The 20,650-nt window shown below is 72.8% G+C and carries 16 protein-coding genes; 8 read left to right on the plus strand and 8 right to left on the minus strand.

Translation table 11 applies throughout. The features are described from left to right. Positions 1–153: 153 nt before the first annotated feature. From KVT45_RS06560 to KVT45_RS06575, 4 genes are read right to left on the minus strand one after another with little or no spacing between them, the layout of a single operon-like run. Positions 154–1,491, minus strand: a complete 1,338-nt coding sequence (locus KVT45_RS06560; protein ID WP_217545526.1) for an AAA family ATPase — start codon at positions 1,489–1,491, stop codon at positions 154–156. Beyond that, positions 1,488–3,077 (minus strand): hypothetical protein, encoded by a 1,590-nt coding sequence (locus KVT45_RS06565; RefSeq protein WP_217545527.1) that lies wholly within the window; start codon positions 3,075–3,077, stop codon positions 1,488–1,490. The genes KVT45_RS06560 and KVT45_RS06565 overlap by 4 nt, the downstream gene beginning before the upstream one ends. Continuing rightward, the gene (locus tag KVT45_RS06570; protein ID WP_217545786.1) at positions 3,068–4,180 is read right to left on the minus strand and encodes a hypothetical protein; all 1,113 of its coding nucleotides are present in this window, start codon (positions 4,178–4,180) and stop codon (positions 3,068–3,070) included. Before KVT45_RS06570 ends, KVT45_RS06565 begins: the two co-directional genes overlap by 10 nt. 1 nt (position 4,181) lies before the next feature. Continuing rightward, on the minus strand, positions 4,182–5,135 hold the full coding sequence (locus KVT45_RS06575; RefSeq protein ID WP_217545528.1) for a phosphatase PAP2 family protein: 954 nt from the start codon (positions 5,133–5,135) through the stop codon (positions 4,182–4,184). Positions 5,136–5,357: 222 nt separating this feature from the next. Between KVT45_RS06575 and KVT45_RS06580 the strand changes: the two genes are divergently transcribed. After that, positions 5,358–5,954: a histidine phosphatase family protein gene (locus KVT45_RS06580; protein ID WP_217545529.1), complete on the plus strand. Its 597-nt coding sequence runs from the start codon at positions 5,358–5,360 to the stop codon at positions 5,952–5,954. 131 nt (positions 5,955–6,085) lie between these two features. Here the strand turns inward: KVT45_RS06580 and KVT45_RS06585 are convergent, their stop codons facing one another. Continuing rightward, entirely contained in the window at positions 6,086–7,510 is a 1,425-nt protein-coding gene (locus tag KVT45_RS06585; protein ID WP_217545530.1) for a hypothetical protein, read from the minus strand. Positions 7,511–7,765: 255 nt separating this feature from the next. On the opposite strand from KVT45_RS06585, the gene KVT45_RS06590 reads away from it, so the two are divergent. Continuing rightward, a complete protein-coding gene (locus KVT45_RS06590; protein WP_217545531.1) occupies positions 7,766–8,188 on the plus strand; it encodes a hypothetical protein in 423 nt (140 codons plus the stop codon). A 36-nt stretch (positions 8,189–8,224) separates the two neighbouring features. Next, positions 8,225–9,094: a spermidine synthase gene (locus tag KVT45_RS06595; protein WP_217545532.1), complete on the plus strand. Its 870-nt coding sequence runs from the start codon at positions 8,225–8,227 to the stop codon at positions 9,092–9,094. 171 nt (positions 9,095–9,265) lie between these two features. Here KVT45_RS06595 and KVT45_RS06600 read toward each other — a convergent pair whose 3' ends face one another. Continuing rightward, positions 9,266–9,790, minus strand: coding sequence for a hypothetical protein (locus KVT45_RS06600; RefSeq protein ID WP_217545533.1), 525 nt, complete (start codon positions 9,788–9,790; stop codon positions 9,266–9,268). 98 nt (positions 9,791–9,888) lie between these two features. Here KVT45_RS06600 and KVT45_RS06605 point away from each other — a divergent pair, with 98 nt between their 5' ends. The 5 genes from KVT45_RS06605 (at position 9,889) to KVT45_RS06625 (ending at position 18,248) form a co-directional block, all read left to right on the plus strand. Then, on the plus strand, positions 9,889–10,599 hold the full coding sequence (locus KVT45_RS06605; protein WP_217545534.1) for a response regulator transcription factor: 711 nt from the start codon (positions 9,889–9,891) through the stop codon (positions 10,597–10,599). After that, on the plus strand, positions 10,596–12,014 hold the full coding sequence (locus tag KVT45_RS06610; protein ID WP_217545535.1) for a HAMP domain-containing sensor histidine kinase: 1,419 nt from the start codon (positions 10,596–10,598) through the stop codon (positions 12,012–12,014). The genes KVT45_RS06605 and KVT45_RS06610 overlap by 4 nt, the downstream gene beginning before the upstream one ends. A gap of 133 nt (positions 12,015–12,147) precedes the next feature. Beyond that, on the plus strand, positions 12,148–13,614 hold the full coding sequence (locus KVT45_RS06615; protein WP_217545536.1) for a cellulose binding domain-containing protein: 1,467 nt from the start codon (positions 12,148–12,150) through the stop codon (positions 13,612–13,614). A 97-nt stretch (positions 13,615–13,711) separates the two neighbouring features. Next, positions 13,712–14,023 carry a trypco2 family protein gene (locus KVT45_RS06620; RefSeq protein ID WP_217545537.1) on the plus strand — a complete coding sequence of 104 codons (312 nt, stop codon included), beginning with the start codon at positions 13,712–13,714 and terminating at the stop codon, positions 14,021–14,023. 25 nt (positions 14,024–14,048) lie between these two features. Beyond that, positions 14,049–18,248 (plus strand): trypsin-like peptidase domain-containing protein, encoded by a 4,200-nt coding sequence (locus tag KVT45_RS06625; RefSeq protein ID WP_217545538.1) that lies wholly within the window; start codon positions 14,049–14,051, stop codon positions 18,246–18,248. A 39-nt stretch (positions 18,249–18,287) separates the two neighbouring features. Here KVT45_RS06625 and KVT45_RS06630 read toward each other — a convergent pair whose 3' ends face one another. Together KVT45_RS06630 and KVT45_RS06635 are read right to left on the minus strand one after the other, a co-directional pair. Then, entirely contained in the window at positions 18,288–18,971 is a 684-nt protein-coding gene (locus KVT45_RS06630; protein ID WP_217545539.1) for a hypothetical protein, read from the minus strand. Positions 18,972–19,169: 198 nt separating this feature from the next. Next, on the minus strand, positions 19,170–20,603 hold the full coding sequence (locus KVT45_RS06635) for a GH1 family beta-glucosidase (protein WP_217545540.1): 1,434 nt from the start codon (positions 20,601–20,603) through the stop codon (positions 19,170–19,172). Positions 20,604–20,650 lie beyond the last annotated feature (47 nt).

Below are 20,650 nucleotides of genomic sequence, written 5' to 3' on the forward strand. Positions count from 1 at the left end.
TTCGTCAGGGGCGCCATGTCACCCGGTGCTCGGCCAGGTGGGCCAGTACCGCGTGGTTCGCCTCCCAGCCGTCCGGGGCTGTGACCGTCGGCCGCCTCCGGCGGCGTGCCGGACTCCGTCCGGCGGGTGGGTGGTGCCCGGGCGTGGTGTTCGTCAGGGGCGCCATGTCACCCGGTGCTCGGCCAGGTGGGCCAGTACCGCGTGGTTCGCCTCCCAGCCGTCCGGGAACTTCACGAGTGTTCCCAGCTGGACCGGTTCTGTCGACGGGTAGTCGTCCAGCAGGTCGGTCACGCCGGCGCGGCAGATCATGATGCAGGCCTGGCGGTGGCGGGAGGCTAGGACGCAGAGGCGGCCCGTCTCCAGGTGGAAGGCGGTGGCGTCGGGGCGGCCGGAGAGCGGGTGGAGGACGACCGTCACGTCGTACTCACGGCCCTGGAGGCGGTTCGCCGTGTCGACGGTGACGTCCGGCACGCCCAGCTCCGCCAGGGCCGCGCGGACGGCCGCCGCCTGGTCCCGGTGGGCGGTGCCGACGGCGATGCGGTCGGCGGTGAGCGGCCCGGGGTCGGGCGAGCGTTCGGAGAGGGCCGAGCCGCCCCGGTCGAGCAGGCGTCGTACCACCGTCGCCACCGCCCGGACCGCCTCCGGGTCGGTGCGCGGGGTGTGCCGGGCGGGCAGTTCCAGCAGGCCCCAGCCGGACTCCGCCGCCTCGTCGATCACCCGGTCGGGCCCGGAGCCGTCGGAGGGGACGGCGAAGGCGAGGCGTCGGTCGCCGTGGTCGGTGCCGCTGCGGAAGGGGGTGTACGGGTAGAACGCGCCGGAGACGAGAGGGGCCGCGGAGGCGGGCAGGCGCCAGGAGACCGGGAGGCGGTGCTGGGGGAGGCCCGGGTTGTGGGCGAGGAGCGTGGAGACGGCGGAGGCCGAGGGGTCGTACGACAGGCCCGCCCACTGCTCGCTGCCCACGATCGCGAACGGGTCCAGCTGGCCGGGGTCGCCCACGAACAGCGCCCGTTCGAACAGGCCGGCCACGGCGAGCAGCGAGTCCGAGCGCATCTGGTACGCCTCGTCGACGATCGCGTGCCGCCAGGGCTCGTCCACCTTCACGTGCGCCCACTTCGCGGCGGTGGACAGCACGACCTGCGCTTCCCTGAGGTCGGCCGCCTTCGCCGACTTGCGGACGCTCGGCAGGTCGTCCAGCGTCTTGTCGTACGGGTCGGCGTCACTGCTGTGGAGGCGGCCGACGGGGAGTTCCGGGTTCTTCTCGGCGAGCCGCAGGACGAGGTCGTCGACCTGGGCGTTCGTCTGCGCGACCACCATCAGCGGGCGGCCCGCGTCCGCGAGTTCCAGCGCGGCGCGGACCACCAGGGTGGACTTGCCGGCACCCGGCGGGGAGTCCACGACCACGCCCCGGTCGGTGCCGTGCAGGGTGTCGTGGAGGATCGCGGCGGTGGCCTGTGCGGCGGCCGTCGCGGGATCGAAGTCCGTGGTCGTCACAGGATGTCCTCCGCGGTCACGCTGTCGGCCGCCTCCGGTGCCGTCTCGCCCGGCGGCCCGCCGTGCGTCCACGGGGTCTGCTCCGGGTCGGGCAGCTTGGCGCCGCCGCGCTGCTCGTGTTCGAACAGGGTGAAGACGAGCCGGTCGCCCTTCTCCGGCACGGAGCCCTCCTCGGGTTCCTTGCCGCGGCCCATCTTGTCCAGGACGCGCAGCACCAGGACCCCCTCGGCCTCGTACCCGACGAACTCCATGGACTGCGGCCTGCCGCCCAGCGAGCGGTACGCCTTGGCGCGCTGGCCCAGCTGCGGTCGGTCCTCCGTGGCCACGGTCACCAGCGGGCGCGGGCTGGGCCGCTTGCCCTCGCTGTACGCCATGACGACATCGAGGACCTCGCCCGCGAACGCCTCCCCGGACAGCCGCCGCCCCGCCATCACCAGCGGGTCGTCGAGGGCCTCCTGGGCGTCGAGCCGGGCCTGCTCCCGCTCGCGCGTGGCCAGTTTGTTGGCCGCGGTCACCGCGTCGTCGCGGCGCGGCTGCGGGGGTTCGCCGGCCAGCACCCGGTCGCGGTGACCGGTGAACGACCAGCGGTCACGCGTCCAGCGCTCCTCGGCCCGGGCGCCCTCCGGCAGCCCGCGCAGCAGGTCCAGGCCCTGCCAGACCGCGTCCCAGGTGGGCCGGGTACGGCTCTCCACCAGTGCGCGGATCTCCCGCTCGGCCGCGGTGAGGATCGCCAGCCGGTCGTCGGCCTGCAGGCCGTCCTCGGCCGCGGCGAGGGCGGTGCGGGCCCGGTCGTAGCGCTCGAAGGCGGGGGCCAGCAGCTTGTTGTCGAAGGCCGGGTCGGTGGCGGGGCCGGCCGGCGGGCACAGCAACTGCCCGTCGCCGTCCCGCGCCAGCTCGGCCGTGAGCGCGGCCGCCGCGCCCGTGCTGCCCTCCGGCGGGGTGATCCAGGCGAGCAGCGCGCCCAGGTGCTGGTCCTCGATGCCGGACTGGCCGGTCGCCCAGTGCCGGGACAGCAGGTCCGTCATGGCGAGGAGCAGGGAGGAGCCGGGGACCCGGGCGCGCTCGCCGAAGTGGGTGAGCCAGCGGCCGAGCAACGGCACCCGGGGCGGGGCCGGGTAGGGCGTCTCCGGGTCCTGCTCCGCCGTGCGCCGGAACCGCATCGACCGCCCCAGCAGCCGTACGAACTCGACGCCCGCGCGGCCCGGGACGATCAACTGGGGTGCGTCCGCGCACAGTTCGACCTCGACCTTGACCCGCTTGCCGGTCTCCGGGTCGGTCTCGGTGCGCTCGGCGGCCTCGACGCTGTCCGCGTAGGAGTCCAGGTACGGCAGGACGACGTCGGCGAGCTCGGCGAGGAAGGCGAACCGCAGGTCCCGGTCGCGCGGCTGGGGTACGACCAGCAGGCGCGGGGCGTCCCGGTCGGTGCCGACCAGGGCGCCGAGCGGGGCACCGGCCTCACCGGCGGTGGTGAGCGGTACGAACACCAGCGGGTGGTCCGAGAGGTGCCGGTGGCGGACGGTCGCGGCGGGCTGCGCGGTGCCCGTGCTCACCGCTTCGAGGCGGGCGAGGGTGGTGATCAGGGACACAGGGCCCCCTGGACGTCGACGCCGACGCCGGCACTGGCGCCGGTACTGGTGCTCAGCGCTTCGGCGCGCAGGGCCGCTGCCCGGCGCAGGGCCGCCACCGCCGGGTCGGCCGGGTCGCCGCTCTCGCCGCGTGCCGCCGACAGCACGTCCTCGACGGTGGACAGCCCGCCCAGCTCGGCCCGGGCCGCGCGGCCCAGCGCGGTCACCTCGTCGGCCGCGCGGGCGCGCTGCCGGCAGTGGAAGGCCAGTTCACAGGCGGACAGGCAGTCGGGCGCGTAGGCCGCGGGGACGGCGTCCACGGCCGCCGTCAGCTGCTCCGCCGGCAGGTCCGGGGCGAAACAGGTGCCCTCCGGGAGGGTGTCGGCGATGGCCTGGATGCGGGTGAGCCGGGCCAGCTGGCGGGCGGTGACCGCGCGCTGCTTGCGGACGTCCACGGCCGCGGCGGTGGGCAGGTTGGCGAAGTCCTTGGGGCAGACCAGCAGCACGTCGTGGCGGACGCGCGGGGCCGGGGTGAGCCGGGCCGCGACCTGCTCCAGGGCCAGCACGTACACCGCGGCCTGCCGGGCGGCCGCGCCCACCTTGGCCGGGTCGGCGGAACCGTCCAGCATCGGGAAGGACTTGATCTCCACGACCGTCCAGCTGCCGTCCGGGTGCACGACCACCGCGTCCGGCTCCAGGAACGCGGGGGAGCCCGCCACCTCGAGGGCCAGCATGGGATGGTCGAACAGCGCCCAGCCGCCGGCCGCCACGGCCTCGCGCAGCGCCAGCGCCGTACGGGCCGTACGTCCCTCGGGCCCGATCGCGGAGAGGTCCGGCACGGCGGCCCGCTCGGCCGGCTCGGCGCCCGGATCGAGGTGGGTGCGCACCAGCCGCAGCAACTCGGCCCCGCCGTCCGCCTTCACCTTCGCCTCGAAGGCGTTGCCCCGGGTCAGCGCGAACTGCGACTGGCCGAAGGCCGACGGTGAGCCGAGGGCGCCCGCCAGCGCGGTCTTGTCCACCCCGGCGCCGTCCAGGATCGCCCGCCGCCTGCACCCCGGGTTCGAGGCGAGCGCCGCCAGGGCGCGCGCGTCGAGGGCCTTGGCCGGGACGGCGGGGCCGCGCAGCTCAGCGAGCCGGTGCCGGAGCGCCGTCCCCCGCGTCGGTGGGGGAGGCGTCCGGTTCGGCTCCGGAGGCGAGCCGGGACTCGCGCTGCGATGGAATTCGCTCACCCGCCGAAGTCTGGCATCCGGCACTGACAATCGGGGAACCTGCGCCGCCCGAGCGGGCTGCGACGAGGGAGGCGCCCGGGGTGATCCGCACCCTGACGAGTTCCGCGACCCGCATCACGTACGGTGCCAGCAGGTAGCCCACGCCCATCACGGCCACGCCCGCGACCGCGTCCAGGAAGTAGTGGTTGGCGGTGCCCATGACCACGATCGCGGTCAGCAGCGGGTAGGCCACACCGAGCACCTTGGTCAGGCGGTTGCCGCCGTGGCGCCACAGCATCACCCCGCACCACAGCGCCCAGCCGCAGTGCAGGCTCGGCATCGCCGCGTACTGGTTGGTCATGCCGCCGAGCCCGCGCGGCGCGCTGGCGTCGCCGCCCCACCAGCCGTACGAGCTGTACTGGGCCATCGTGTCGACGAAGCCGTACTTCGCGTCCAGCAGCCGGGGCGGGCAGGTGGGCAGCAGGGTGAAGCCGATCAGGCCGATGAACGTGGACGTCATCAGCCAGGTGCGGGCCCGCCGGTAGACCTCGGCGCGCTTGCGGAACAGGAAGACCAGGATCGCCGGGGTGACCAGGTAGTGCAGCGAGGCGTACCAGAAGTCCGCCGGTATGCCGAGCCACGCCTCCCGCGTGAAGAGGCGGTTGAGCGGGTGCTCGGCGTTGAGGTGCAGGGCCTTCTCGATGCGCAGGATCGCCAGGCCGTGGTCGACGGCGGTGGCCGTGTCCCCGCGCGCGAGCAGCCGGCCGGCCGTGTAGCAGCTGTACACCAGCAGGATCAGCGGCAGCTCGGTCCACCAGCGCAGCCGGGTTCGCGCAGCCACCTCGGTGCCTGGTTTCTCGGTCTGCGGCATCCGACTGCCTCCCCCTTCTCGTCTCTGTCCGCGCGGCGCACGGCGGGCCGATCGTGACACTTTACGTTGCGTGCATTGCCGCCCATGCGGGGCGCTCAGCCCTCAAAGACGCCGGGGACGCGCCCCGGGTTGCCCGTTCCCGGTTCGTTCCCGGCGTGTTCCCAGCGTGGGTGATGATGGAGGTGTCCCGCTTCCGAATTTCTCCCGAAAGGTTCTCCCTCCATGGCACCGCGCATCCTGCTGGCCCGGCACGGCCAGACGGAGTGGTCACTGTCCGGCAAGCACACCGGCAGGACCGACGTACCGCTCCTGGAGGAGGGCCGGCGGGGGGCCAAGGCGCTCGGCGAGCGCCTGCACCGGCCGCCGTTCGACGGCCTCGCCGACGCCGAGATACGCACCAGCCCGCTGGCACGCGCGCGTGAGACGTGCGAACTCGCCGGGTTCGGCGAGCGGGCCGAGCGGTGGGACACGCTGATGGAGTGGGACTACGGAGCGTACGAGGGCCTGACCCCGGCGGAGATCCAGGCGGACCGGCCGGGCTGGCTGATCTGGCGGGACGGGGTGCCCGGGGGCGAGTCCCTGGCGGCGGTGACCGCGCGGGCGGACGAGGTGGTGTCCTGGGCGCGGTCGGCCGACCGGGACGTACTGGTGTTCGCCCACGGGCACATCCTGCGGTCGATCGGGGCGCGGTGGCTGGGCCTGCCGCTGGACTTCGCGGCACGGATCCGGCTGAACCCGACGTCGTTGTCGGTACTGGGGTGGGCTTATGGAGAGCCTGCCATCGAGAGCTGGAACGATCTGGGGCACTTGGCGGGGTGACGGTGGGGGGTGGGGGCGCTTACCGGCGCTGGCGGGGCGCCGCTAGGAAGCCGGCGCGACTGCAGCGCCCCGTAAGGGGCGCGGGGAACTGCGCGAGCAACCACCCACCCACCCGCAGCCGACAACCGGCCCTACACGACCCTCGGCGTGGACGCGTGCCGGTCCAGGAACTCCTGGACCCCACTGGCCCGGCGGTGCGGGAGCAATACCCGTGCCGTGCCCGCCAGCATCCCCTGGATCCGGGACGACTGGACCTGGTCCAGCAGGTCCAGGACCCGCATGCCCGCCATCGCCGCCTCGTCGGGGCGCCCCCCGCGCGCGAGGTCGTCGGCGAGTTCCGCCGTGTACAGCGCGATGTTCCTGGTGAAGTGCGGGTCCTGCAGGTCGGCGGCCCGGCGTGCGTGCCGTGCGGCCCGTTGCCAGTCGCCCAGCATGGACCAGCACTGCGCCTCCAGGCCCTCCAGCTCGGCCTCTCCGTAGAAGCTCATCCACTCGGGGTCGGCGTCCGAGTGGCCTCGCTCGAAGAGGGCCTGCGCACGGGCCAGCGCCTGCTCGGTGCCGGTGCGGTCGGCGAGCCCGGCCCAGCCGCCCGCCTCGCGCAGCGCGAGCAGGGACATGAGGCGGGCCGAGCCCAGGGGCCGCCCTACGCGTTGCGCGGCCTGCGCCGCCCGCACCGCCTCCCGGGGCCGCCCGGAGTCCCGCGCCAGGAAGGCCGTGTTGCAGAAGGCGTGCGCCTCCAGCCCCGGGTCCCCGGTCATCCGCGCGGTCGCCAGCGCCTCCGCGTAGTGCGAGCGGGCATCGTCGAAGCGGCCGGAGTCATGGGCCAGCCAGCCCACCGAGATGGCCAGTTCACCGGCGCCCGAGTGCAACCGCTCCGCGGTCGTCTGCCGGGTCGCGCCCGCGTCCAGCAGCGCGTACGCCGCGCGCAGCGGAGCCGCCGCGCGCCGGTACAGCCCGTCCGCGCCGTGCCGGTCGTCCAGCAGCCGGATCCGGCGTACGGCATCCTCCAGGGCGGCCGCGTGCGAGGACCCGGCACGGCGCACCGGCCGGTCCGCCGCCACGGCGTCGATCGTGAACCCCAGGGGGCCCAGCGTGGCGGCGGCCACTGTGGCGCCCCCGCCGGTCATGAATAGGCGACGCAGCACGTCGCTCTCCTCGTAGTTGTCGTGCGTCTCGTACGGGTCCTGCGGGTCATACGGCTCGATGGCTCCTTGCGTCTCACCTCTGGCGAGGGCCAGGGACTCGTCCTCCGGCGGCCGCGTGGCGCGTCCGCGGACGGACGAGCGGGGCGCGAAGCCGAGGTCGGCGAGCGTGCGACCGGGGAACATGTGCAGGAACACCCGTTCGTACGCGTAGTTCGGGCAGCGGATCTCGCCTGCCTCGACCCGGCCGATGTAGCGCGCGTCACAGCTCACCCGCTCGCCGATCTCGCGGGCGGCACGCCGTACCAGCGCGGCGAACTCGGCCGGCGAGTGCCGGCCGCGCACCTGCCGGAAGGCGAGGTTCGGCCGTACCGGCCGATCGGGCTGTGGCGAGCTCGTGGTTGACGACGTCATGGCCGGGTCCTCTCGTGCGAACCGTCGAACCATGCCGGACTCGTGGTGAGTTGTCCGAGTGGACCCTTGATTCCGGCGGGCAAGAACGTACCTGCTGTGTCGGACCCGTGACGCTGTGTTTGGCTACAAACCGGATATCTCATCCACGATCTGCCATGAACTGCCATCCTTTGCGGCTGACTTCCGCCGTAGCCGTTGACGCGGTGGCGCGTTGGACGTCATGGACTGCAAGAGGGCTGCGTGGTGGAGGCCGGGATGGAGACCAGCCAGAGCAACGATCCTTGTACGCCGCCGGTGACTTCGGTGACATCGTTGACTTCGGCGGCAGACGATGCGGGGTGCGACCTTGTGACGGTGCCGGCCCGGCAGGGTCTGGAGGCGGTCGACATCCTGCGCCGGGGGGCCGGGGACGCGGTGGGGCCCGTACTCCACGACGACGGGGGCGACACCCTCGGCTTCGTGGTGCCGGCTGGTACGGCGGCGGGCTGGGATGTTCCGGGCAGCACCTGCACGGAGACCGACGGGCGCGGGCTGCGGCTCAGCCCCGAGCCGCCGGTCGAGGGCTCCGACTGGCTGCTGCCGCCCGGCGAGGCCGACCTCGCGACCGACCCGGCGGTGCTGCGCCGGGCGCTCGGGGAGGCGGCCCGGCTGATCGAGGCCGCGGACAGCTGCCGCTGAATTTCCCGGACGGCCGACGCCTGGGAAAATGACGGAATGGGCAAGTCCAGAAACCCGCGGCGCAGGGCGGCCGCCGCCGACTCCGTTGTCGAGGCCGTCGACGGCGGCCTCGCCCAGCTCATCCCCGACCCGGACCGCGGCCGGGCCTGGACGCTGCTCATCGACGGCGCCCCGCAGTCCCACGTCGACCTCGACGACCCGGCGTACCTCTCCTTCGAGTACCAGCGCCGGCTCGGCCATGTGATCGACCTGGTCGCACCGCCGGGCAGGCCCGTGCAGGTCGTGCACCTGGGGGGCGGGGCGTTCACGCTGGCGCGGTACGTCGCGGCGACCCGGCCCCGGTCCACGCAGCAGGTGGTGGAGCGGGACGCGGCCCTCGTGCAACTGGTGCGGCGGGAGTTGCCGTTGGATCCCGGTGCGCGGATACGGGTGCGGTCCGTGGACGCCCGGGAGGGTCTTGGCAAGGTCCCGGAGGCGTGGGCGGACCTGGTCATAGCGGATGTGTTCAGCGGGGCGCGCACTCCGGCGCATCTGACGTCCACGGAGTTCCTGGACGAGGTGCGGAGGGTGCTGCGGCCGGGCGGTGTGTACGCCGCCAACCTCGCGGACGGGCCGCCGCTCGCGCACCTCAGGGGGCAGATCGCGACGGCGGGGGCGCGGTTCGCGGAGGTCGCGGTGGTCGCGGACGCGGGGGTGTGGCGGGGGAAGCGGTTCGGCAACGCGGTGCTGGTGGCGGCCGACGTGCAGCTGCCGGTGGGGGAGCTGACCCGGCGTTGCGCATCCGATCCGCACCCTGGGCGGGTCGAACACGGGCGGTCTTTGCGGGACTTCACCGGCGGGGCGGTTGCCGTGACGGACGCGGTGGCTGTGGCTTCGCCCTCGCCGCCGCCTTCGGTGTTTCGGTGAAGCTGCGGGTGGGTGGGGGCTGGTCGCGCAGTTCCCCGCGCCCCTTTGGGGCGCGCTGCCCAGCCGTGTCTCATCCAGCCGCGGGCAGTCGTGCCGCTGGGGCGGCACGGGTGGGCGCGGGCGGCACCCTGCCAGCGCCGGTGAGTGAAACCCCCTGCCGTCGGCCGACCCTCAGTACGTCTCCACCTGCACCTGCGGCGGGCCGTCGTGCCAGGTGCAGAACACCGACACGCGGTCCGTGCTCTTGCTGAACTCGATGCGGATCCACGTCTCCGTCTTCCAGACCTGCATCGACCAGCCCGTGCCCGGTGTCGCCGACACCAGCGTCGCGCTGGTGTCGCCCAGGTCGAAGACCGCCCGGCCGCCGTCCGTGTCGTAGGCCTTGACCTGGCCGGTGGCGGTCGCCGTGGCCGAGGGGCTCGGAGTCGTCGTCGGAGTCCGGGACGGCGTGGGCGTGGGAGTCGCCGACGGGCGCGGTGCGGACGTGTGCGAAGGGCTCGGGGTGCGGGATGTCGGCGACGTCAGCGGCTTGGAGCCCTGGGTCGTCGGGTCGTCGTCCGCCGCCGTGACGGGCAGGGCGCGGGGCGGGTCGTAGGCCGTGGCCGCGATCACCGTGTGGACACCCCACCACGACAGCGTGACCGCCGCGCCCGTGGCGAGCAGCCAAGCCAGTACGTGTACGAGTCCTCTGCGCATCGCGGGCCATACTGCCTCAGGGGTACCGCCGTGCGCACTCGACCCGAGTTATCCACAGGCTCCGACCGGCGTCGGCGGCATGGCGTACGGTGCGGCGCATGGCAAGTGTGCTCGTGGTCGAGGACGACCAGTTCGTACGCTCGGCGCTCATCCGGCATCTCACCGAAGCCTCGCACACCGTGCGCAGTGTCGGCACGGCACTGGAGGCGCTGCGCGAGGTCGCCCATTTCCGTTTCGACGTGGTCGTGCTGGACCTCGGACTGCCGGACCTGGACGGCTCCGAGGCGCTGAAGATGCTGCGCGGCATCACCGACGTGCCCGTCATCATCGCCACCGCCCGGGACGACGAGACGGAGATCGTCCGGCTGCTCAACGCCGGTGCGGACGACTATCTGACCAAGCCGTTCTCCGTCGAGCACCTGTCGGCGCGGATGGCCGCCGTGCTGCGCCGGGCGCGGTCGGGCGGGGGCGAGGCGGCGCCGTCGAGCGTGCTGAGGGTCGGCGGGCTGGCCGTCGACCCGCTGCGCCGGCAGGCCGAGTTGGACGGGGTGCGGCTCGATCTCACCCGCCGGGAGTTCGATCTGCTGGCCTTCCTCGCCGGGCGGCCGGGGGTCGTGGTGCCGCGCAAGGAGCTGCTGGCTGAGGTGTGGCAGCAGTCGTACGGGGACGACCAGACCATCGATGTGCATCTGTCCTGGCTGCGGCGGAAGTTGGGGGAGACGGCGGCCCGGCCGCGGTATCTGCACACACTGCGAGGGGTCGGCGTGAAGCTGGAGCCGCCCGGCGGGGAAGCGAGGCCGGTCGGATGAGATGGGCTCTGGTCAAGGTCTGTCTGGCGGTCACCGCGATGGTCGTGGTCGCCTTCGCCGTTCCGCTCGGCCTGGTCGTCAAGGAGCTGGCCCGCGACCGCGCGTTCTCCAACGCCGAGCGGGAGGCCGCCGCCGTCGCCCCGGCCCTGTCCATCACCACCGACCGGGACAAGCTGGAGCGGGTGGTGGCCTCGGCCGGCGCCGACCGGGGCATGGCCGTGCACATACCGGCGGCCGGTGGCCAGGCCGCCGTCGACATCGGGCGGCAGCGCGCCGCCGACCGGGACATCGCGACCGTACGGAAGCTGGGGCGGGCCTCCACGACCGGGGTGGCCGGCGGGTCGACCCTGCTGCAGCCCGTCGCGCTGAGCTCCGGTGCCATCGCGGTCGTCGAGGTGTACGTGCCCGAGTCCGAGGTGACCAACGGCGTCGGCACGGCCTGGGCGGTGCTCGCCGCCGTCGGCCTGGCGCTGATCGTCGGCTCGGTCGCGGTCGCCGACCGGCTGGGCGTACGGATGGTGCAGCCCGCCCAGCGGCTGGTCGAGGGCGCGCACGAACTGGGGGAGGGCAAGCTGGGGGCGCGGGTGCCCGAGGAAGGGCCGAACGAACTGCGGCTGGCGGCGGTCGCGTTCAACTCGATGGCCGACCAGGTCGTACAACTGCTGGCGAATGAAAGGGAGTTGGCGGCTGATCTGTCTCATCGGCTGCGTACCCCGCTCACCGTGCTGCGGCTGAACGCGGCCTCGCTCGGGGACGGGGCCGCCGCCGAGCAGACCCGGGCCGCCGTCGCGCAGTTGGAGCGCGAGGTCGACACCATCATCCGGACCGCCCGGGAGGCCAAGCCGCAGACGGCGGCCGCCGGGCCGGGGGCCGGCTGCGACGCGGCCGAGGTGGTGCGCGAGCGGATGGGGTTCTGGTCGGCGCTCGCGGAGGACGAGGGCCGCAAGTGGCGGGTGGCCGGTGCGGACCGGCCGGTGCGCATACCCGTCGCCCGCGCCGACCTGGCCGCCGCGCTCGACGCGCTGCTGGGCAACGTCTTCCGGCACACCGCGGAGGGCACCGCCTTCGCGGTCGACGTGCACAACGCGGAGGACGCGGTGATCGTGCTGGTCTCGGACGCGGGACAGGGCATCCGGGATCCGGAGGCGGCGATGGCCCGGGGGCGGGGTTCCGGGGCGGCCGGGTCGACCGGGCTCGGCCTTGACATCGTGCGCCGGCTCGCCGAGTCGACCGGTGGCGATGTGCGGATCGGGTCGTCGGTGCTCGGCGGGACCGAGGTGCGGGTCTGGATCCAGCTGGACGGCCGGAAGCCGGAGCGCAAGGGGCACCGGGGAGCGGTGCGCAGGCGCCGTTCGCGCAGGCAGCCGGGGGATTCGGGCCGGAGGGGAAGCGGGAAAATTGGTCTCGACCTTTAATCGCTCCCGATGCCTTCCTTAAGCGCACCCTAAGATCCTCAACGGCCGTCCCGATCCGGCCGTTTGTCCGATTCCTGGCCGCTAGCGTGCTGCCGCACCCCACCCCCCTCCGGCAGGCGAAGGCAGGCACGGCATGAGTACGCACCGGCGCAGAGTCAGTGGCAGGAACAAGGTGATAGGCGGTCTGGTCGCCGCGGCCGTGGTCGGTGGCGGGGCGATCCTGTTCACCGGGATCGCGCAGGCGGCCGGAGTCGGCGCCGCGTACACGAAGACGAGCGACTGGTCGACCGGGTACACCGCGCAGTACGTCGTCACGAACAACAGCGGTGCCAGGGAGCAGGACTGGACGCTGGAGTTCGACCTGCCGGCCGGCGCGAAGCTCAGTTCGCTGTGGAACGCCGAGTACACCGTGAGCGGGCAGCACGTCACGGTGAAGCCGCCGAAGTGGGACACGGACGGCCTCGCGGCCGGCGAGTCGGACACCGTCGGCTTCGTGGTCAACGGCAGCGGGGACCCGACCGGCTGCCGTGTCGACAACGCGAGCTGTTCGGCGGACGGTACGTCGACCCCGGAGCCGAGCGGCCGCCCGACGCAGTCCGCCACCCCGACCGCGACTCCGACGGCCACGGCGTCCGCCACCTCCACCCCCACCGCGACGGCCACCCCCACCGCCTCCCCGACCCAGAGCAGCGGCACCGGCACCACCGCCTCCGCCGGTTTCGCCCCGTACGTCGACACCTCCCTCTACCCGGCGTTCGACCTCCTCGCGGCGGCGAACGCGACCGGCGTGAAGAACTACAACCTCGCCTTCGTCACCGACGGCGGCGGCTGCACGCCCAAGTGGGGCGGGGTGACGGACCTGGCGAGCGACGGTGTGGCGTCCCAGATCGGCGCCCTGCGCGCCAAGGGCGGTGACGTCCGGGTCTCCTTCGGCGGCGCGTCCGGTTCCGAACTCGCCACCACCTGCTCCTCGGCGGACGCGCTGGCGGCGGCGTACGGCAAGGTCGTGGACGCGTACAGCCTGACCAAGGTCGACTTCGACGTGGAGGGCGGCGCGCTGCCCAACACCACGGCGAACACCAACCGCGCCAAGGCCATCGCCAAGCTGCAGGCCAGCCACCCGAACCTGGACGTCTCCTTCACCCTCCCGGTGATGCCGGAGGGCCTCACCCAGGACGGCGTGAACCTCGTCTCCAACGCCAAGGCCAACGGCGTGAAGATCAGCACCGTCAACATCATGGCGATGGACTACGGCGCCTCGTACAACGGCGACATGGGCACCTACGCCACCCAGGCCGCCACCGCCACCCAGGCCCAGATCAAGAGCGTCCTCGGCCTCTCCGACTCCGCCGCCTGGAAGGCGGTCGGCGTCACCCCGATGATCGGCGTCAACGACGTCTCCTCCGAGGTCTTCAAGGTCGACGACGCCGGCCAGCTCGTCGACTTCGCCAAGTCCAAGGGCCTCGGCTGGCTCTCGATGTGGTCGGCCACCCGCGACCAGCAGTGCGCCGGCGGCGCCAAGTCCACCGCCGACGCCACCTGCAGCTCGATCACCCAGGACAAGTACGCCTTCTCGAAGGCCTTCGCCGCGATCGGCTGACCCGCGAGCACCGTCCGATACGTCCCGTCCGGTCTTCCCCTTCCCGGCCGGGACGTACAAACTTCTTTATCGGGGCGCCGCAGAACAAGGGGGACGAATGATCGAGCTGTACGACATGATTCGTGAGCTGAGGCGGCAGCTGATCGCCGCCGCGGTCGACGGCGACGGCCAGGCTGTGCGGTTCGAACTCGGGCCCATCGAGGTCGAGGCCACCGTCGCCGTCACTCGGGAGGCGGGTGCCGGCGCCAAGGTGCGGGTTTGGGTCGTAGACCTGGACTCGAACGGCAGGTACGCCCAAGCGCAGACCCAGCGGGTCAAGCTGACACTCATACCCAAAGCCGCACCCGTGGGCGGGGGATCGCCGCAACCCGCCATGATCGCGGGGGACGAGGTCGATGGCGAGCGCTGACCGGGGGCTGAGGGCGGAGCGGGTCGTGGCAATCCGTGTCGGGCTTCCCGGCAAGCGGGGCCGCCGGGGCAGTGGATACCTTGTCGCGGCGCGCACGGTGCTGACGGCCGCGCATCTTGTCGAGGCCGTGGAGGGTGCAAAGGCCATCAAGGTGTACTTTCAGGCCGACCGGCCGGGAGAACAGGTCGTCAGGGCGACCGTGCGCTGGCGGCACGCAGGTATCGATGTCGCGGTCCTCACTCTGACCGACGAGGTACACCTGCCGGAGACCCCGCCCGTCTCGTACGGCCGAGTGGGGGAGCAGGACGCGGTACTGCGCTGCACCGCGGTGGGTTTCCCGCGTTTCAAACTACGTACGGACGACGACGGTTCACGTTTCCGGGACGCGGAGCACGTGCACGCGACCTGCGCCGTACTCTCCAACCGCCGCGAAGGCACCCTCGACCTCGCTGTCGCCTCCCCTCCCGCCGACGACACCGATCCGGACCGCGACGCCTGGGAGGGCATGTCCGGCGCGGCCGTCTTCGCCAACGGCCACCTTGTCGCGGTCGTCACCCGGCACCACCCCACGGACGGTCCGGGGCGCATCGCGGCGGGCCGGGTCGACCGGTGGTCCGAGGGGCTGAATCCGGTAGAGACGGAAGAACTGGCGAAGTGTCTGGGCTGCTCGCTGGACCCCGAGGCGCTGTCCGACGCCATTCCCCCTGCCGTGCCGGAGTGGACTCGGGAGGTCTACCGCGCCCACCTCGCCGGTATGGCGCCCGCTGAGCTGAAGGCCCGGGAAGCGGAGCTCGGCGAACTCGTCTCGTTCTGCGCCGGCCCCGATCCCTATCTGTGGGTCCAGGGGCCGCCCTGGGCCGGAAAGAGCGCGCTCGCCGCCTGGTTCGCCCTGCATCCGCCACAGGGCATCGTGCCGGTCTGGTTCTTCGTCACAGCGGGCTCCACCGATCAGTCGGACAGCTCCGTCTACACGGCGACGGTCATCGACCAGCTCGCCGCGATCGTCGGCCGTGATCCGGCCGTCGTCGCCACGCCCACGGCCCGTGACGGAGTGCGCCGGCTGCTGCTGGAGGAGGCCGCAGAGCGCGTCGGACGGGGCGGTGGCACACTGCTCCTCGTGGTGGACGGTCTCGACGAGGATCAGTCCTTGCGCAGCGGTGGCATCGGCACGAGCATCGCCTCCCTGCTGCCCGACCGGCCCCCGCCGAATGTGCGTGTCCTGGTCACCAGCCGTACCAGTCCGGGTCTCCCCGTCGACGTCAAAGGCAGCCACCCGCTTCGCCGTTGCCGCGAGCTGCGGCTGTCCGTCAACGAAGCCGCACAGCACGATGAGCACGAGGCCAAGGGCGAGCTGCGCCGGGTGCTCACCGGAGACCGGCTGCCGCGTGACCTGGTCGGCCTGCTCGTCGCCGCCCGGGGACCTCTCACCACCGACGACCTCCGGGTCCTGACCGGCGAGCCCAACGACGCGCTACGACGGCTGCTCGACAGTGCCTTCGGACGCACCGTGCGGGTACGCGATGCACACCACGGTGACGGGGCCGACGGCGAGGACGACCACAGTGACGACCTGAACCTGTACGTGTCCGGCCGTGGCTGTGTTTTCACCCACGAGACGCTGTTCGCCGCCGCCCAGGAGGAACTCGGGCCGGACGTGGCCCCGTACCTGGAAATGCTGCACGCCTGGGCCGAGCACTTCGCGGGCCGCGGCTGGCCGCCGGACACCCCGAACTATCTTCTCCAGCCCTACGGCCGGAGGCTCGCCCTGCTCCGTGACGCGGACCGTCTGCTCGCACACGCCACTGACGTCCGCCGACGCGACCGGCTGCGCCAGGCGACGGGAAGCGACGCTGCGTTCCTCTCGGAGGTGGCGGCTGCCCGCACGACGGCGCGCGAGGACGATCTGCCGACACGGGTCGTACTCGCGGCCGTGGGTGACCTCGTCACCCGGCGTAACCGGACACTCCATCCCGGCGTCCCGGCCGTCCTCGCTCGCCTCGGCCGGACCCGCGAGGCGATCGGGCTGGCCCGAAGCGTCCCCGACCGTCTCAGCCGCGCGCGGGCGCTGACCGGAGTGGCAGGGGTACTGGCGGACCGGGACGACCTGCGAGCCGTGCGGTTGGCGGAGGAAGGGGTGGCACTGGCTACGGCGGTGGCGCGAACCACATCAGACCGAATTCCGGGATTTTCCTCGCGCCCTACGGGAGCTGCCACGGCGGTCCTCGCGGTGCAGAGCGCTGCGGCGGGCGTGTTCGCGAGGCTCGGCAGGGAACACGAAGCCGTACGCCTGGCCTTCGGCTGGCCCTGGCGGTTCAAGGCCGCGAACAGTGAACTCGTCAAGGCGCTGACCGCGACCGCTCGCCAGGTCCGTGTCCCCGCTCACGCGGACGAACTGTGCCGCATGGCCGAAGAGATCGCCGAGCGGTGCGAGTTCGATCCGGACCGCGTCCGCTCTCTGGTGACCGTCGGGCAGACATGGTCGGCCCTGGGTTCGCCCGACGAAGCCGACCGCCTCTACGACTTGGTGGTCCACTGGGTCCGGCGGCACGGAATCGACCGCCCCCACGTCTTCGCGATCGCCGCCGAGGCTCTGCGGGAGGTGCGCCCAAGGGACGCGCAGCGACTGGCCGGGGCAGTTCACGGGCCTGCGCGCTACAGGCTGGGGGTGGGGACCTATGACGACGTGTACGCACTCATTGCCGACAACCGACTGGAAGACGCTGAGCGGCTCCTGGACTACGGGCCTTTGCCACAGCGCCCGGGACGAGAGCGCTCTCCTTGGTATCGGGAACGAGAGCGTTCTTCTTGGTATCCGGGCGTCTCTGCCGTAGAGCAGAAGGAACTGCTGCTCGGCGATGCCTGGACCATGATTGCGCAGGCGTGGGCACGCGATGGCAGAGCGAAACCGGCCTGGGAAGCTCTCGCCAAATCCCGTAGCAGGTCGAGCCTCGACAGAAGTGGACGGCAGAGTGTTGTCCAACTCCTGCTGAAGGCGGGTGAAGATGCCGTCGAGGAGTTGGAGTCGTTCCTGCTCGCCCGGCATGCCCTGGGCAATGGGATCGGCACTGATGCCCTGGTGGAACTCGCCGCTCACTTCGCTGCCGGACAACCGGACCACGCACGATATCTGGTCGGCGAGGTGAACCGGCGGCGCCAGGGAGGGGACAGCTCCAACCAGGCCGATCCCGCGAGTCTCGCTCTCCTTGCCGGAGCCCTGGCCGCGGTCGACCGAGTGGACGACGCGGAACGCGTTCTCGCCGAAATAGAGGACCGCGACGTATATGTCTGGGGCTGCGCCGTCGCGTCACTGGCCGTGGCCGAACGCGACGGGGTCCGGGCACTAGGTCTGTGCGAGAAGGCAGCGGTGCCCTCACGCCGGTTGTCCTACCACCCATTGCCCGAAGGCATGGTGGCGGCTGTCGCCCAGGCAATGGCCCGCACCGAGATCGGGGAACGCACCGAGGACTTTCTCGGGCAGTGGCCCACGACTGACGGTTTGCTGTCCGACTACCGTGACAGAGCCGCCGTCCATGCGGCTGCGGGCCTGTGGCCTCACGCTCCGGAGGCGGCATGCCGGCTACTCGGCGAGGTGCGGCTCCGCAAGAGCACCGGGGACGCCGTGCGTGCCTCTCGGCTCCTCGTCGAGGTGAGCCCGGACGGGCGCGGCAGCCTCCCTCGGGTTGAGGAGGTTCTTGACGGCGGTGGGTCTCGGAGCCTGTTCCACGAGGGCGAGGATGCCGCCCTGCACGCTCTTCTGGAGGCCGACAGCGACCCGGCGGCCGCACGACAGCGGCTCAAGGACGCGCTGGTGAGGCAGCGGGGAGGTCTCACCGGCGGTGGACCAGGTGCCGTGTCGATCGTCGCCCTCGCCGCACTGGGAGATCCCGACGCGGCGGAGGATTGCGCCCGGGGCGCGATGCAGGATCAGGAGCGTGCTCTTCGTCTCCTCTGCCTGGCCGGCCACCTCGCCGGAATGCCAGGCGTCTCCATGGTCGTACCGCTCCTTGAATCCCCCCGCCACTCCCTGCCGGTCTCCACACGCCTCGCCGTCTGTCTCGTCCCGGCTGCTCCCGCCCCGGACCTCCCCCGAGCCCGTGCTCTCCTCGCCGAAGCGCTCACCCTGGGAGCCTGGGTGCGTGCCCTCCCGGTCCTCGCGGTCCTCGACCCTGCGGCCGTCCTTCGGGTACGGGACGTGGTCGTCGCTCATCTCGGACTGGCCGGCTGAGGAGCCCGGCGGCCGCGAGGTCTTCGCGTGGCTGCCGGCTCAGAAGCCGCCCGGTCCGCCGGGCCCCCCGAAGCCTCCGAACCCGCCCGGCCCGCCCATCGGGGGCCCGTGGTGGTGGAAGCCGTCGAGGAGGACGTCCGCCAGGAGCATGCCGCCGACGCCTGCCGCGCCCGCGACCAGGGCCGTTTTCCACCAGGGCGTGCTGTACCAGCCGCCGGGGACGGTACGGCCGGCGACCGTTCCGCCCGGGTAGTAGTAGGGAGTGCCGGCGCCCGGGCGGTCCGAGGACGTGTACGTCTGGCCGCCCACCGTCACCTGCCGGCCCGCCGCGGCCGAGCCCGTCGGGGGCAGGGCCGGGCCCGGGTCGAGGCCCAGGGCGGTGCGGGCCGCCCGTACGTAGTGCAGGCCCTCGACGGCGGTCTGGGTGACCAGGGCGTACTGCGCCGGGGTGTACGCCGTCGCCAGCTGGGCCTGGGCCGCGCGGTGGCGTTCCGTCGCGTCGGCCAGGGCCTGGCGGGCCGCCCGGTCGTCGCCCGCGGTCAGGGTCGCGATGCCGCCGCCGAGCCGGTCCACCCAGCGGGTGGCCTCCGCCCCCGCGTCGGCGGCGAGGTCCTGCTGCGCCGTCCCCCCGGCACCGGCCGCGACCTGCTGCCGGTTCCGGCCGACGAGAGCCACCACTGAGCCGATGACCAGCGCCAGCAGCACCAGCACGATGAATCCCATGACGCCCTCCGGTGTCCACGAGGATCGCTCGGTCACCTCGTACCGGCCATGAGACGCCGGGGAGTTGAGAGACCGCTTGCCGAAGGCTGAGCGATCCCTGTGAGACGAGGGCGCCACTCCGCGCCCCAAAGGGGCGCGGGGAACTGCGCGACCAGCCACGACGGCGCCGCAGACGGACGACGGCATAGTGCGGCTCTGTCAGGCGGCCGCCGACCCGGCCGGCGGCAGCGTGCCCGTGCGGGCCGCCTCCGCGTACCAGAGGGCGCTCGACTTCGGCGTCCGGGCGAGGGTCGCGTAGTCGACGTACACCGCGCCGAACCGCTTCCCGTAGCCGTACGCCCACTCGAAGTTGTCCATCAGGGACCACAGGTAGTAGCCGCGCACGTCCGCGCCGTCGGTGATGGCGCGGCGCACCGCCGAGAGATGGCCGTGCAGGTAGGCGATGCGCTCCGGGTCGTGGACGTTGCCGTCGGGGTCGGGCTTGTCGTCGTAGGCCGCGCCGTTCTCGGTGACGTAGAGGGGAAGGCCCGGGGCCTCGGCGGTGTACCGCATGATCAGCTCGTGCAGGCCCGTCGGGTCGATCGTCCAGCCCATCTCCGTGCGCTCGCCCGGCGTCTGGTGGAAGGCGACGTCGTCGGCGCCCGGCCAGGGGGAGTGGGTGCTGGCGCCGTGGCCGTCCGCCCGGGGGCCCGCGGCCGTGCCGGACGCGGCCGACACCAGGGTGGGCGTGTAGTAGTTCAGGCCGAGGGCGTCCAGCGGCTGGTGGATGGCGGCGAGGTCACCGTCCCGGACGTACGACCAGTCCGTCACCGACGCCGTCGCCGCGAACAGCGACCGGGGGTAGGAGCCGTGCAGGATCGGACCGTGGAAGACCCCGTTGGCCAGGTCGTCGATGGTCCGGACCGCCACCAGATCGCCCGGGTCCTGCGACAGCGGCCGTACCACCGAGGAGTTGAGGCTGATCGCGACCTGGTTGCGGGCCGGCATCACCGAGCGCAGCGCCGAAGTGCCCAGGCCGTGCGCGAGGTTGAGGTGGTGCGCGGCGCGCAGGGTGGCCGCCGGGTCGGTACGGCCGGGGGCGTGCACCCCGGAGCCGTAGCCCAGGAAGGCGCTGCACCAGGGCTCGTTGAGGGTGATCCACTGCTCGACCCGGTCGCCGAGCGCCTCGCCGAGGATCTGCGCGTACTCGGCGAACCGGTACGCCGTGTCGCGCTCCGGCCAGCCGCCCGCGTCCTCCAGCTCCTGCGGCAGGTCCCAGTGGTAGAGGGTCACGGCGGGCTTGATGCCCTTCGCCAGCAGTTCGTCCACCAGACGGCGGTAGAAGTCGAGACCGACCTGGACCGCCGGGCCGCGGCCGGTCGGCTGGACGCGCGACCAGGAGACCGAGAACCGGTAGCCGTTCAGGCCGAGGTCCGCCATCAGGGCCACGTCGTCGCGGTAGCGGTGGTAGTGGTCGACAGCGATGTCACCGGTCTCGCCGCCGGCCGTCTTGCCCGGCGTATGACTGAAGGTGTCCCAGATCGAGGGGGTGCGGCCGTCCTCCCGCACCGCCCCCTCGATCTGGTACGCGGAGGTCGCGGCGCCCCAGAGGAAGGCGGGAGGAAAGGTCACGGAGGTCATGGGTTCAGGCATGGAAGCGCTCCCATAGGAGGTCGTGGAGACCGACGGGTGAGTCGGGT

The organism is Streptomyces sp. GbtcB6, assembly GCF_019091475.1.
In the GTDB taxonomy this organism is placed as follows: domain Bacteria; phylum Actinomycetota; class Actinomycetes; order Streptomycetales; family Streptomycetaceae; genus Streptomyces; species Streptomyces hyaluromycini.